Source organism: Streptomyces acidiscabies (genome assembly GCF_020010905.1).
GTDB lineage: Bacteria > Actinomycetota > Actinomycetes > Streptomycetales > Streptomycetaceae > Streptomyces > Streptomyces acidiscabies.
In genome coordinates this window covers 1,688,882-1,702,506 of sequence record NZ_JAGJBY010000001.1, presented here as the reverse complement: position 1 = coordinate 1,702,506, position 13,625 = coordinate 1,688,882, and the positions used below count along the sequence as shown (strand labels likewise).

8 protein-coding genes are annotated in these 13,625 nt (G+C 70.4%); all 8 read left to right on the top strand.

What is annotated here, in order from left to right; all coding sequences use genetic code 11:
- Nucleotides 1–131: 131 nt before the first annotated feature.
- The 8 genes from J8M50_RS08075 to J8M50_RS08040 all read left to right on the top strand — a co-directional run bounded on the left by J8M50_RS08075 (nucleotide 132) and on the right by J8M50_RS08040 (nucleotide 13,466).
- On the top strand, nucleotides 132–1,493 hold the full coding sequence (locus tag J8M50_RS08075) for an ABC transporter substrate-binding protein (protein WP_010360391.1): 1,362 nt from the start codon (nucleotides 132–134) through the stop codon (nucleotides 1,491–1,493).
- A gap of 40 nt (nucleotides 1,494–1,533) precedes the next feature.
- Nucleotides 1,534–2,814: a carbohydrate ABC transporter permease gene (locus J8M50_RS08070; protein ID WP_010360389.1), complete on the top strand. Its 1,281-nt coding sequence runs from the start codon at nucleotides 1,534–1,536 to the stop codon at nucleotides 2,812–2,814.
- Nucleotides 2,811–3,653, top strand: a complete 843-nt coding sequence (locus J8M50_RS08065; RefSeq protein ID WP_010360387.1) for a carbohydrate ABC transporter permease — start codon at nucleotides 2,811–2,813, stop codon at nucleotides 3,651–3,653. The genes J8M50_RS08070 and J8M50_RS08065 overlap by 4 nt, the downstream gene beginning before the upstream one ends.
- 185 nt (nucleotides 3,654–3,838) lie before the next feature.
- Nucleotides 3,839–6,082: a bifunctional glycosyltransferase/CDP-glycerol:glycerophosphate glycerophosphotransferase gene (locus tag J8M50_RS08060; protein WP_010360385.1), complete on the top strand. Its 2,244-nt coding sequence runs from the start codon at nucleotides 3,839–3,841 to the stop codon at nucleotides 6,080–6,082.
- Nucleotides 6,083–6,155: 73 nt separating this feature from the next.
- Entirely contained in the window at nucleotides 6,156–8,312 is a 2,157-nt protein-coding gene (locus tag J8M50_RS08055) for a bifunctional glycosyltransferase/CDP-glycerol:glycerophosphate glycerophosphotransferase (RefSeq protein WP_010360384.1), read from the top strand.
- 1 nt (nucleotide 8,313) lies between these two features.
- Nucleotides 8,314–10,446, top strand: coding sequence for a bifunctional glycosyltransferase/CDP-glycerol:glycerophosphate glycerophosphotransferase (locus J8M50_RS08050; RefSeq protein WP_010360383.1), 2,133 nt, complete (start codon nucleotides 8,314–8,316; stop codon nucleotides 10,444–10,446).
- 14 nt (nucleotides 10,447–10,460) lie between these two features.
- The gene (locus J8M50_RS08045; RefSeq protein WP_010360382.1) at nucleotides 10,461–11,846 is read left to right on the top strand and encodes a hypothetical protein; all 1,386 of its coding nucleotides are present in this window, start codon (nucleotides 10,461–10,463) and stop codon (nucleotides 11,844–11,846) included.
- A gap of 63 nt (nucleotides 11,847–11,909) precedes the next feature.
- The gene (locus J8M50_RS08040; RefSeq protein WP_029184659.1) at nucleotides 11,910–13,466 is read left to right on the top strand and encodes a hypothetical protein; all 1,557 of its coding nucleotides are present in this window, start codon (nucleotides 11,910–11,912) and stop codon (nucleotides 13,464–13,466) included.
- Nucleotides 13,467–13,625: the final 159 nt, after the last annotated feature.

Sequence of the window (13,625 nt, the reverse complement as noted above, 5' to 3'; positions counted from 1 at the left end):
CCCGCTTGACACTGTTTGCGCTCTTGCCGACCCCATCCACCCGGCGTAGACCCGTAGGACCAAAGTCCACAAGTCAGCAAACACACGGGACAACGCTCGACGTTCGACGACGAACGAAGAACGGGGCAGTGATGCGCAGCAGAACCGTGAAGACGGCCGCCACGACCTTTCTCGCGGGAGCCCTGACGCTCTCGCTCACCTCCTGCGGCGGCAGCGACGACAAGCCGTCCGGTGACGGCGGCAGCAGCGGGACGGAGACGACGGGCAGCGGTCTCACCCTGCCGAAGCTGGACGGCACCACGCTGGAGGTCGCCGCCGTCTGGTCGGGCGGCGAACAGGCCAACTTCAAGAAGGTGCTGGCGGAGTTCGAGAAGCGGACCGGGGCGAAGGTGACGTTCGTCCCGGCGCAGGACCCGATCATCAACTTCCTGGGGTCGAAGATCGCGGGCGGCAAGCCGCCGGACATCGCGCTGCTTCCCCAGCCGGGCGCGATCAAACAGGCGGTCGACAAGGGCTGGGCCAAGCCGGTGACGGGCCTGGCACTCAAGGAGGTCCAGAAGAACTACCCGCAGGGCTGGCAGGACATCGGGAAGGTCAACGGCAAGCAGTACGGCGTCTATTACAAGGCCGCCAACAAATCGCTGGTCTGGTACAACGCGAAGGTCTTCGAGAACGCGGGCGCGACCGAGCCGAAGACGTGGACCGAACTCCTTGCCACCGCGCAGACCATCTACGACTCGGGAGTCACTCCGTTCTCGGTAGCCGGCGCGGACGGCTGGACGCTCACCGACTGGTTCGAGAACGTCTACCTCTCGCAGGCGGGCCCGGAGAAGTACGACCAGCTCGCCAAGCACGAGATCAAGTGGACGGACCCGTCCGTGGCAACCGCGCTGAAAACGCTTGCGCAAATCTGGGGCAAGCAGGACTACCTGGCGGGCGGCGCGAGCGGCTCGCTCCAGCTCCAGTTCCCCAACTCGGTGACGCAGACGTTCAGCGGCGGCGACCAGCCGAAGTCGGCGATGGTCTACGAGGGCGACTTCGTGCAGGTCAACATCGGCCAGACGGAGGCGAAGATCGGGACGAACGCGAAGGTGTTCCCGTTCCCGAAGGTCGGCGACACCGCGCCGGTCGTCTCGGGCGGTGACGCGGCGGTGGTCTTCAAGGACTCGCCGGGCGCGCAGGCGCTCGCGGCGTTCCTCGCCTCGCCGGACGCGGCAACCATCCATGCGCGGCTGGGGGGTTACCTCTCGCCGAACAAGAGCGTGCCGTTCTCGGCGTACCCGAACGACGTGCAGCGGACCATCGCCGAGTCGCTCATCAAGGCGGGCGACGACTTCCGCTTCGACATGTCCGACCAGGCGCCGCAGGCGTTCGGCGGGACACCGGGGAAGGGCGAGTGGAAGGAGCTCCAGGACTTCCTGACGAAACCGTCCGACGTGGCCGGGGCGCAGGCGAAGCTCGAAGCGAACGCCGCTGCGGCCTACGGGAGTTGACGCGGTGACGGCGCAGCCCGCCCCGTCGCCGGGAAAGAGCGTGACCGGCACCAGGAAAACGGTTGCGGCACTGTTTCTGCTGCCCGCCCTGGTGCTGCTCGGCGCGCTCGTGGTGTACCCGATCGGGTACTCGGTCGTCAGGAGTTTCTACGACCAGTCCGGCGATTCCTTCGCCGGCTTCGACAACTACAAGTCCCTGTTCTCGGACGACGGCATCCGGACCGCCCTGAAGAACAACGTCATCTGGGTGGTCTTCGCGCCGACCCTGACCACGGCGCTCGGTCTGGTCTTCGCGGTGCTGACCGAACGGGTGCGCTGGGGAACGGCGTTCAAGCTGGTCGTCTTCATGCCGATGGCGATCTCGATGCTGGCCGCCGGGATCATCTTCCGGCTGGTGTACGACCAGGACCCGGACAAGGGGTTCGCGAACGCGGTCTGGGTGGGGGTGCACGACACGTTCGCGCAGTCCTCCGCGTTCCCGAAGGCGCACCCGGGCCGGAACTCGCCGCTGATCGCGGACGGCGGCGGGTTCATCACCAAGTCCCCTGTACAGGCGGGCACTCCGGTCGCTCTCCCGCTGGTCGGCGTGGCTCCCGACCAGATGCCGGACGACGCGAAGGCGGCCGTTCTCAAGCCGTCGGCGCAGGGTGAGATCACCGGCACCGCCTGGCAGGACTTCACCCGCGGCAAGGGCGTCGGACGCCTCGGGCAGCCGGACGCCTCGGAGTTGGGGTACGCGGGCATGAGGATCGAGGCGGTGAAGGACGGCAAGGTCGTCGCCTCGGCCAAGGCGGGGGACGACGGCTCGTTCACACTGCCCGCCTCCGCCGACGGTGCTCAACTCCGGCTCCCGGCAAGCAACTTCAAGGAGGCGTACAACGGACTCGACTGGCTGGGACCGTCGTTGGTGACCCCCGCGATCATCGGCTCGTACATCTGGATGTGGGCCGGGTTCGCGATGGTGCTGATCGCGGCCGGACTCGCCGGTATGCCACGGGAGTTGCTGGAGGCGGCGCGCGTCGACGGGGCCAACGAGTGGCAGGTGTTCCGGCGGATCACCGTACCGATGCTCGCGCCGGTGCTCGCGGTCGTCACCGTCACGCTGATGATCAACGTGCTGAAGGTGTTCGACCTGGTGTTCATCATCGCGCCGGGCTCCTCGCAGGACGACGCGAACGTCCTCGCGCTGGAGCTGTACCGCAAGGGCTTCTCCGAGGACCAGCCGGGTGTCGCGAGCGCCATCGCGGTGTTCCTGCTGCTGCTCGTCATCCCGGTGATGTGGTTCAACGTACGGCGGCTGCGGCGGGAGGTGCGGCGGTGATCGCGAAACTGGTCGAGAAGGTCAACAGCGGTGCCGTACGCGTCTTCCTGATCGTCGTCGGGCTGTTCTGGCTCGTGCCGACGGTCGGGCTGCTGCTGTCGTCGCTGCGGGCGCCGGAGGAAATGAGCGCGAGCGGCTGGTGGAAGGTGTTCGCCGAGCCGTCCCAACTCACCTTCTCCAGCTATAAGAAGCTGCTGGAGAACAGCGACATCACGAACTCGATCCTCAACACCGTGCTGATCACGGTGCCGACGACCGCGCTGGTCGTCGTCATCGGGGCGCTCGCCGGGTACGCGTTCGCGTGGATGGAGTTCCCGGGGCGGGACTGGTGGTTCCTGGGCGTGGTCGGCCTGTTGGTCGTGCCCGTGCAGGTGGCGCTGATCCCGATCGCCGAACTCTTCGGGAAACTGGGGCTGTTCGGGTCGGTGTTCGGGGTGATCCTGTTCCACACGGGGTACGGGCTGCCGTTCGCGGTGTTCCTGCTGCGCAACTTCTTCGCGGAGATCCCGCGCGAACTGCTGGAGGCCGCGCGGCTCGACGGCGCGGGTGAACTCCGGTTGTTCGCAAGGGTCGTGCTGCCGCTCGGCGGTCCGGCGATCGCGAGTCTCGGCATCTTCCAGTTCCTGTGGGTGTGGAACGACATGCTGATCGCGCTGGTCTTCACGGATGCCGACAGCCAGCCGATCACGGTCGCGCTCCAGACGCAGGTCAGGCAGTTCGGCAACAACATCGATGTGCTGGCGCCGGGCGCGTTCATCTCGATGGTGATCCCGCTCGTCGTGTTCTTCGCGTTCCAGCGGCAGTTCGTGTCGGGGGTGATGGCGGGGGCCGTGAAGTAGGCGGTGCCGGAAACAGCGGTGTAAGCGGTTGCACAACAAACGGTGCAAGCGGTTGCACAACGTCGGGGGGCGCGTCGGGCCGTTCGGGTGCGGCGCGTCCCCCAGATGCCGTAACCCTGCGTAACCATCGCACGTCGGGCCGCGTTGCCGGGCAGAACGCCCGCGCCGACCCATGGATGTCTCCGTTGCCCAGGTTCAGTGTCATCGTCCCCGCGTACAAGGTCCAGGCGTATCTCCACGAGTGCCTCGAATCCGTACTGTCCCAGTCGTACCGGGACTTCGAGCTGATCGCCGTGGACGACGGTTCGCCGGACGCCTGCGGCGAGATCATCGAGGAGTTCGCGGCCCGCGACGCCCGGGTGAGCGCGCTGCGGCTGCCGGAGAACACCGGTCTCGGCGCCGCCCGCAACGCCGGGATCGCGCGGGCGTCCGGCGACTACCTGGTCTTCCTCGACGGGGACGACACCCTCACCCCGGACGCGCTGCGGGCGATCGCCGATCGGCTGAAGGAGACGGGCGAGCCGGAGGTCCTGGTCTACGACTACGCGAGCGTCCACTGGAGCGGTGAGCGCGAGCGGGACAAGTTCGCCGGTCAGCTCACCGAACTCGGCCCGGCGCCTTTCCGGTTGGCGGACCGGCCGGGCTTGCTGCGGGTCCTGATGGTCGCCTGGAACAAGGCGGTACGCCGCGACTTCGCCGCCCGCGAGAGCCTCGCCTTCCCGCCGGGCTACTACGAGGACACGCCCTGGACCTACCCGGCCCTGATGGCGGCCGAGTCGATCGCGACGCTGGACCGGGTCTGCGTGCACTACCGAAAGCGCCGGCAGGGCAACATCCTCTCCACCACGAGCCGGGGGCACTTCGACGTCTTCGACCAGTACGACCGTGTCTTCGCGTTCATCGACCAGCGCCCTCAACTCGCGCGCTGGCGGCCGGTGTTGTTCCGCCGCATGGTCGACCACCTCTCCACGGTGTTCACCCGGCCGGGCCGCCTCCCCGAGCAGGACCGCGCCGAGTTCCTGCGCAACGCCCGTACGTACTACCGCCGTTACCGCTCCCCCGGCGCCAAGATCCCGCTGCACTCCCGGATGCGCCACTCCCTGGTCCACTTCGGCCTGCACCGCACGTACCGCGCCGTCCAGTCGGCGATGGCCCTGCGCAGCCGTACCCGCACCCTCTCCACCAAGGCCCGACACGCGCTGCGGGCGGCCCTCCTCCAACTCCACTACCGCGTCCAGCTGAAGCTTCCTCTGCGGCCCAACTCGGCGGTTTTCTCGGCGTATTGGGGACGGGGATACGGCTGCAACCCGGGCGCGCTGGAGTCCGCGTTCCGGGTCTTCGCGCCCCACATCCGTACGGCGTGGATCGCCGACTCCGAGTACCAGCACACGATTCCGGCGGGTCCGCGCCGGATCGCCCCCGGCACGGCCGCCTACTGGACGGCGCTCGCGCGCTCCAAGTACCTTGTGAACAACGTCAACTTCGACCGCAGGCTCGTCAAACGGCCCGGCCAGGTCTTCGTGCAGACCCAGCACGGCACCCCGCTCAAGCACATGGGCCTCGACCTCCAGGACCACCCGGCGGCCGGCCGCGACGTGGACTTCGCGGAGCTGCTGCGGGGCGTCGACAAGTGGGACCACGTCGTCTCCGCGAACCGGCACACGACGCTGACGTGGGAGCGGGTCTACCCGGGCGGCTACGAGACGCTGGAGACCGGCTACCCGCGCAACGACCTTCTGCTGCAAGCCACTTCGGACGACGTCTCACGTATCCGCGCCTCGCTCGGCATCCCGCACGACACGGTCGCGATCCTCTACGCCCCCACCCACCGCGACTACCGGCGCTCGCAGCGCGTCTCCCTCGATCTGGAGCGCGTCCTCGCGCGGCTCGGCGAGGGGTTCACGGTCCTCGCGCGCGCCCACTACTGGCAGCCGGACGTCCTGCCGCGCGGGGGCCGGGTCATCGACGTGACCGACCATCCGAGCGTCGAGTCCCTGTGTCTCGCGGCGGACGCGCTCGTCACGGACTACTCGTCGATCATGTTCGACTACGCGGTCCTCGACCGGCCGATCGTCGTCCACGCGGACGACTGGGAGGCGTACGAGGCGGCCCGGGGAACCTACTTCGACCTGCGCGCCTTCCCGCCCGGCGCGGTCGCGCGCAGCGAGGACGAGCTGATCGACATCTTCGCGACCGGCCACTGGCGGGGCTCCCGCTCGGCCGAGCTGCGGGCCGCGTTCCGGGAACGCTTCTGCCCGTACGACGACGGCCACGCCGCCGAACGCGTCGTACGGCGCGTGGTGTTGGGCGAGGAGCCCGCCGCGCTGCCGCCGGTCGTCCCGCTGGACCGGCGCGCACCGGCGGCCTCGACCCGGGTGGGTATCCCACGGCCGGCGGGCAGCAACTCCCTCTCTCCTCAGGGGCGTTGACCTCCAGAGCGTTGATCTGAGACGACGTCAGCCGGTCGGCCGGGCGGCACGACCGCAGCACAGAAGGACCCGCATGCCCCGCTTCAGCGTCATCGTCCCGTCCCACGGCGTCGCGGGCCGGCTCGCCCTCGCGCTGGACTCCGTACTCGCCCAGCGCTTCCGGGACTTCGAGCTGATCCCGGTCTGCGACGGCCCCGACTGCCCGGCGGCTTTCGTGGCCGCCGGATACGCCGAGCGGGACGCCAGGATCGTCCCGGTGCACTCGCCGCCGTCCGCCGGGCTGGCCGGGGCCCGCAACGCCGGTCTGCTGCGGGCGCGGGGCACGTACGTCCTTTTCCTCGACGGGGACGACGAGTTAGCGCCGGACGCTCTCTGCGCCGTGGCCGCGCGGCTGAAGGAGCCGGGCGAGCTGGACGTCCTGCACGTCGAGCACGAACGGCTGCCCTGGTGGGAGGGCGAGCCGACCAACCCTGCCGCCAAGCTCCGGGCGCCGAAAGGGGTGTTCGCACCGGCGCAGGCTCCGCACCTCACCGGCGTACAGATGCCGGCGTGGAGTGCGGTGTACCGGCGCGGGTTTCTGAGTGAGCATCAGATCGTGTTCCCCGGCGGCCACTTCACTGATGTCGGGTTCGGTGGGCTGGTGGCTCTGCATGCCGAGCGGGTCGCGGTGTTGCGGAAGGTCGTCGTGCGGCATCTGCTGCGGCGGCAGGGCGGGCGGCTGAATCTGCCGGGTGAGCATCACCTCCAACTCCTTGATCAAGCCGAGCTGGTGTTGTGGCGGGCGGTGCAACTGAGGCTTCCCGCCGAGCGGTTGAGGCCGCTCTTCGGCCAGCTCTTCGCCGCCGTTCTCAAGACCGCCGCGCATCCCGACCGGTTGGCGGGGTGGCAGCGGCGGGCGTTCTTCCGGCGGGCGGGGCGGATGTACCGGCGCTACCGGCCCGCCGGGTTCCGCAGGCCGGGCGGGAGTCTCGGGGTGCAGCATCTGCTGCTGGCGGCGGGCGCGTTCACGCTGTTCCGGGCGTTGCGGCGGGGGTACCGCAAGGCGGGGGCGTTCACCCTCCCCCGTCGTTCCCCGTCGCCTCTCAAACTCCCGCTGGACCCCAACCTGGCGGTGTACTGCGCCTATTGGGGACGCGGCTACACCTGCAACCCGGCGGCGATCCACGCCAAGGCCCGCCAACTCGCCCCGCACATCAGGTCGGTGTTCCTCGTCGAGCCCGGCCGGGAGCGCACCGTCCCCGAGGGCGTCGAGCATGCGACGCTCGGCGGCCGGCGCGCCACGGAGCTGCTGGCCACCGCCACCTACCTGGTCAACAACGCCAACTTCCCGGCGGCCGTGGTGAAACGCGAGGGCAGCGTCCACCTCCAGACCCAGCACGGCACTCCCCTGAAGACGATGGGTGTCGACCAGGCGAGGTACCCGGTGGTCGCCTCGGTCACCGGCAGCTACACCACCCTGATGCGCAAGGTGGACCGCTGGGACTTCAACCTCTCCTCCAACAGCCACTCCACCCAGGTCTGGGAGCGCGCCTTCCCCGGCACGTACGAGCAGTTGGAGTACGGCTATCCGCGCAACGACGTCTTCTACACGGCGACCGCCGACGAAGTCGCCGCGATCCGGCGCAAGTTGGGCGTCCCGGACGACAAGACAGCTGTCCTGTACGCCCCGACGTATCGCGACTACCGCTCCGGGTTCGAACCCGGCCTGGATCTCGCCCAGTTCTGTGCGGCGGCCGGTGACGACGTCGTCGTCCTGCTGCGCGCGCATTACTACTACGACCAGGGTCCACGGCTGGAAGCCGGGCGGGTCATCGACGTGACCGGACACCCGTCGGCCGAGGAAGTCTGCCTGGCCGCCGACGTGTTGGTGACGGACTACTCGTCGGTCATGTTCGACTACGCCAACCTGGACCGGCCGATCGTGGTGTACGTGCCCGACTGGGAGGTGTACGCCGAGACCAGGGGCGTGTACCTCGACCTGCCGGGGACGCCGCCGGGGCCGGTGGCGCGGACGCCGGAGGAACTGGGGCGGATCTTCGCCGAAAAGGCTTACGCGTCAAGGGAGTCGGCAGTGCTGCGGGCCGATTTCCGGTCCCGTTTCTGCGAGTTCGACGACGGAATGGCCGCTGAGCGGGTGGTACGGCGGGTGTTGCTCGGGGAGCCGCCGGAGTCGCTGCCGCCGGTGATCCCGCTGTCCGAACGCACCCCGGCCCCGTCCCTGAGGAGTTGACGTGCCTCGTTTCAGCGTCATCGTGCCCTGTTTCGACGTCCAGAGTTTCCTGCGCGACTGTCTGGACTCGCTGCTCACGCAGTCGTTCCCGGACTTCGAGGTGATCGCCGTCGACGACTGCTCGCCGGACGACAGCGGGCGGATCCTCGACGAGTACGCGGCCCGCGACGAGCGGGTACGGGTGCTGCACCTGCCGGAGAACGTCGGCCTCGGCCCCGCGCGCAACGCCGGTATGGCGCAGGCGCGCGGCGACTACCTGTTCTTCCTCGACAGCGACGACACGCTCACGCCGGGGGCGCTCGCGGCGATCGCGGACCGGCTCGCGGAGAGCGGCGATCCGGACGTCCTGGTCTTCGACTACGCGCGCTCCTACTGGTGGGGCGGGGTCCGCCGGAACGTTCTCGCGCACGTGCTGGCGAGGACGGACGAGGTGTTCTCGGCGTCCCAACTCCCCGAAGTCCTCGACCTGATGATGGTCGCGTGGAACAAGGTGCAGCGCCGCGACTTCGTCGAGCGGCACGGCTTCGCGTTCCCGCCGGGCTACTACGAGGACACGCCGTGGACGTTCCCGGTGATGTTCAGCGCCGAGCGGATCGCGCTGCTCGACCGCGTCTGCGTGTTCTACCGCCAGCGCCGCCAGGGCAGCATCCTGTCCACCACGAGCCGCCGCCACTTCGAGATCCACGAGCAGTACGGCCGGGTCTTCGCGTTCCTCGACTCCCGCCCGGAGCTTGCCAGTTGGCGCCCCTTCCTGCACCGCAAGCTGGGCGAGCACTGCCTCGACGTCCTCGGCAAGCCGAACCGGCTCCCGTCCGCCGACAAGGCCGAGTTCTTCCGCCGTACGGCCGAACTGTTCCGCGCGCACCGGCCGGACGAGGAATCGATTCCGCCGAACCTGCGGGTGCTGTACGGGAGTTGGGCGGCCTATCTGGCCCGGCAGCGCGTGGAGGCCGTCCGGAAGCGGCTGCGCGGGGCGGCCGTGCCCCGCGCCCGCCGGACCGCCGCCAAGGCGCGCTCGAACCGGCCGCTGGATCCCAACCTGGTGCTGTACTCGGCGTTTTCGCATCGGGGTGTCCTCGGCGACCCCGCCGCGATCTACTACGCGGCGCGTGAGATCGCCCCGCACCTGCGCGGTGTGTGGGTCGTGCGGGACGAGGCGACGGGCGTCCCCGACGACGTGGAACGCGTTCTGCCCGACTCCCGCGCCTACCGCCAACTCGCGGCCAGGGCCTCGTACTTCGTCAACAACGTCACCTGGCCCGGTGCTCTCGTGAAACGTCCCGGGAGCACGCACATCCACACCCACCAGGGCACCCCGCTCAAGTACATGGCCGCCGACCTCCTCACCAAACCCGGCGCCCGCTACGGACTCGACGTACCGCGCATGCTGCGCCAGGCCGACCGCTGGGACCACAGCCTGGTCGCCAACCTGCACTCGGAGCTGGTGTGGGAGCGGGCGTACCCGTGCCACTTCGCCTCGGCGCGCACCGGCAGTCCCCGCAACGACGTCCTGGTAACCGCCTCTCCCGACAGGGGAGTTGAGGTGCGCGAGCGGCTCGGCATCCCCGCCGGGGACACCGTCGTCCTGTACGCGCCGACCCGCCGCGACCACGTCCGGGGCGGACACGCCGACCGGATCGACCTCGCCCGGTTCGCCGCCGGCCTCGGCAAGGGTCACACCCTCGTCGTACGGCTGCACCCCTCGCTCGCGGCGGGGCCCGTGCGCGGGATGGGGCTCACCGAGTTGCACCGGCGCGGGGTGCTGGTCGACGCGACGGACGAACTCCGCGTGGAGGACGTCATGTTGGCGTCCGATGTCCTCGTCACCGACTACTCGGCCCTGATGTTCGACTACGCCAACCTGGACCGGCCGATCGTCGTCCACGCCGACGACCTCGCCACGTACACCGCCGCGCGGGGGCTGTATTTCGACGTCACCGCCGAGCCGCCCGGTCATGTCACGCGCAGCCAGGGGGAGTTGGCGGAGCTGTTCGCCTCGGGTCGCTGGCGGGACGAGGAATCCGCCCTGCTGCGCAAGGAGTTCAGGGAACGGTTCTGCGCGTTCGACGACGGACATGCCGCCGAGCGCGTCGTACGGACCCTGCTGCTCGGCGAGCCGGCGGCGGGCGGGTGAGGACTCGGGCGTGGGTGCTGGTGCTGGCAGCGCTGTTCGCCGTGTGCCAACTCGCGGGCGTGACCGGGCGGGACACGCCCGACTCCAAGAACTACCTGTCGTACGCGCTGTCGTTGCGCGGCGACGGGAAGCGGGCCGCGGCCTCGGTGACGATCGACTACGTGTGCGCCGGACGGGGGTCAATTGCCGCTCGGCAGCAGGGTGTTGATGTCACGCGGTTCCGTGAGCCCAGTCCTCGTGCGCGTGTTGTCGCCGCGTGTCGGGCGAAGGAGTGGCGGGGTGTCGAGGCGCGGCTCCGGGGCGGTCAAGTAGGGGGCCGTACCGTGCCGTTCGCGTCCGCTCGGTTCATGCGGATCTTCGAGGCTCGGCCCGGATATCCGGCGTATCTCGTGCCGTTCCTCGCGGTGTTCGGGGTGACGTGGGGGGTGTGGGCGGCGAGCGTGTGCGTCGCCGTGCTCGGTGGGGTGCTGGTCTTTCTGATCCTGCGGACGTTGCGTGCGCCGTCCGTCGCGTGTCTGACGGGGCAGGGCCTGTACTACGTCCTGCCGGTCGGGACGACCGCGATGCGGCCGATGGCCGAGGGGTTGATGCTGGCGCTCACGCTGGCGGCGTTGTGGGGGTGCGCGCTGGTCGTGGAGCGTGGCCGGGTCGGCGCCGGTGTCGGTCTGATCGGCTGTGCGCTGGCGGCGTTGTTCGCCGTCAAGCACTCGCAGGCGCTGTTCCTGGCGGTGTGCCTCGCTGTTGCTGCAACCGGTTGCTGTTTTTTGCGGCCCCGGCGCGGGGTGGGCGCGATCGCGGGCGTGAGTTTCGGTGGGGTGCTGGGGGTGGTGCTGCTGGCCCGGGTGCTGCACTTTCCGTCAGCCTCGGAAAGCGTTCAGGATCTGCTGACCGGGCATTTCGCGTATCCCGACCGGGCGCGGCCGTGGGGCGAGCTGCTGCGGCTGGAGGGGCGGTTCTGGGTGGAGTGGCTGCGGCGGCAGTTGTGGGAGCCGTTGCTGCTCGTTTCTGTCGCCGCCGGGGTGTGGGGGGTGGGGCGGCGGCGGGGGTTCGGGGTGTTCGCGGTGGCCGTCGCGTGCACGGGGGTGCTGACGCAGGCGGGGCATCCGGACATCGGGATCTGGGGTGGGCGGCTGGTGGTGCTGGTGTGGGTGCTGCCGGTGGTGGGGGTGCCGTTGCTGCTGGAGCGGGCCGGGTGGGTGCCGGGTCCTTCGGGCGAGGTGACTTCGGTGGAGGGGCGGGCGCGCGGGAGGGCTGCTTGTGGTGGGGGCCGGTTCGGTGCCGGGGTTCCGCTCGGTGCCGCGCAGCCTCTCGGTGCCGCGCAGCCGTTCGCCGCCGAAGCCGACCGCGCCGCGCCCCCCGAGGCCGTTCGTGTGATCACCCGACCGGGTGATCAGCAGTAAAGCCGCCCGTTCCGCCGGGAAGATACCCGGAATGCCGCTGATCCCCCTCTTGTCCCCCGCCCGGTGAGCGCCGGCGCCCTGACCCGTCGTCCCGCGCGCGGGGTGACGGCGTTGCGTGGTGGCCGGGTGTGGCGGCCGAGCCCCTATCAGGTGGTCGGGTTCGGGTTCTTCCTGGTGATGACGCTGGCGTCCTGGCGGGTGCCCCTGTGCTGCGACGCCGGGCAGCACGCGGCGGTGATCGAGCGGCTGAAGGCGAACCTGCTGGAGCCCCGGCACCCCACCGCCGATCTGCCGGGTGCGGGGAGCCCGTACTACTCGCCGTACGCGCTCGCGCAGGCCGTGTTCGCGCGGGTGACCGGGCTGACGGGGTGGGAGGTGCTGCGGCTCGCCGCCCCGGTGAACCTGCTGGTGCTGCTCACCGGGGTGGGGCGGTTCGTACGGGTGCTGACGCCGCGCCCCTGGGCCCCGGTTCTCGCGCTGGCCGCGATGACGCTCCTGTGGGGGACGGACCGCGCCTGGTGGAGCGGCTACCTCGGGCTGATGTCGATGACCGGGACCCTGCCCTATCCGTCCGCGTTCGCCGTCGGGCTGACATTCTGGGCGTGGGCCCTGACCGGCGCACGCGCGCGGGACGCCCGCCGGGTGCGGTTCGTCGGCCCGCGCGGGATGCGCGGTTTCGCCGGGTACGCCGTGCTGGGCGCCCTCTACGGGGTGATCCTTCTGGTGCACCCGATCACCTCTGTGGCCGCGTTCCTCGGGGGTGCCGCTTTCGTCCTGGGGTGGGAGCGGGGGTGGCGTGACGGGGCGCTCGTGCGGTGGGTGACGGCCGGGGTCGTCGCGGTCGCCGTCGCGGGGAGCTGGCCGTACTTCGACGTGTTCGCGCTCGCCGTGGACACCGGGGTCGACGGCATGCATCGACGCCTGTACCTCGATCTGTGGGGGCACTTCTGGCTCGCCCTCCTCGGCGTGCCGGCCCTCTACGCGCGTGCGCGGCGCTCCGCCCGGGATCCGCTGGTGCTGCTGTTCGTCCTGGAGTGCGGGGTGGTGGCGTACGGGTGGGTGAGCGGGCACTACACGTACGGGCGCGTGCTCGGGCTCACCCTGGTTCCCCTCCAGTTCGCGCTCGCCGTGGAACTGTCGGCTCCCCGGCCCTGGGCGTCCGGTCGCCGGGTCCTCGCGGGGTGTGCCGCTGTCGCCGCGTGCCTGGGGTTCTGGACCGTCCAGGCCGGTGCCGTCGTCCCGCGCGCACTGGATCCCGTCGGCTTCGACCAGCCGCCCGACTGGCCCTCGTACGACTGGGCCGCCCGTCACATCCGTCCCGGCGAGGTCGTCATCACCGACGGGTACCACGCGGTCCATGCGATCGCCGGGTACGGGGCGAACCTCGCCGCGCCCGCGTGGCCGGACGCGTCGGTGGCGGAGGGGGTGCGTGACGCGCGGCTCGCGGATGTGCGCGCGTACCTGTCGCCTGCGGCGGGTCCCGCCGAACGGGCCCTGCTGGGACGCCGGTACCGGGTGCGGTGGCTGTTGCTGACCCGGTGGCATCGGGTGCCGGAGGAGGCGGTGGTGGTGGCGTGGAGCCGGCGGACGGGGGAGGTGCTGGCTCGGGTGCGGTACTAGGCGGGCCGGGTGGCGACACGCCGACGGCCCCTCAGGCCGCCTGGAGGGTCGTTCCGCCCAGCCGGGGGCAGTGGGCGGAACGAACCCACCGGACGGCCTGAGGGGCCGCTGGGGGTGTTTACGGGGCCTTCGGGGGTCCCAGGTGGGGTGAGGCCGGTG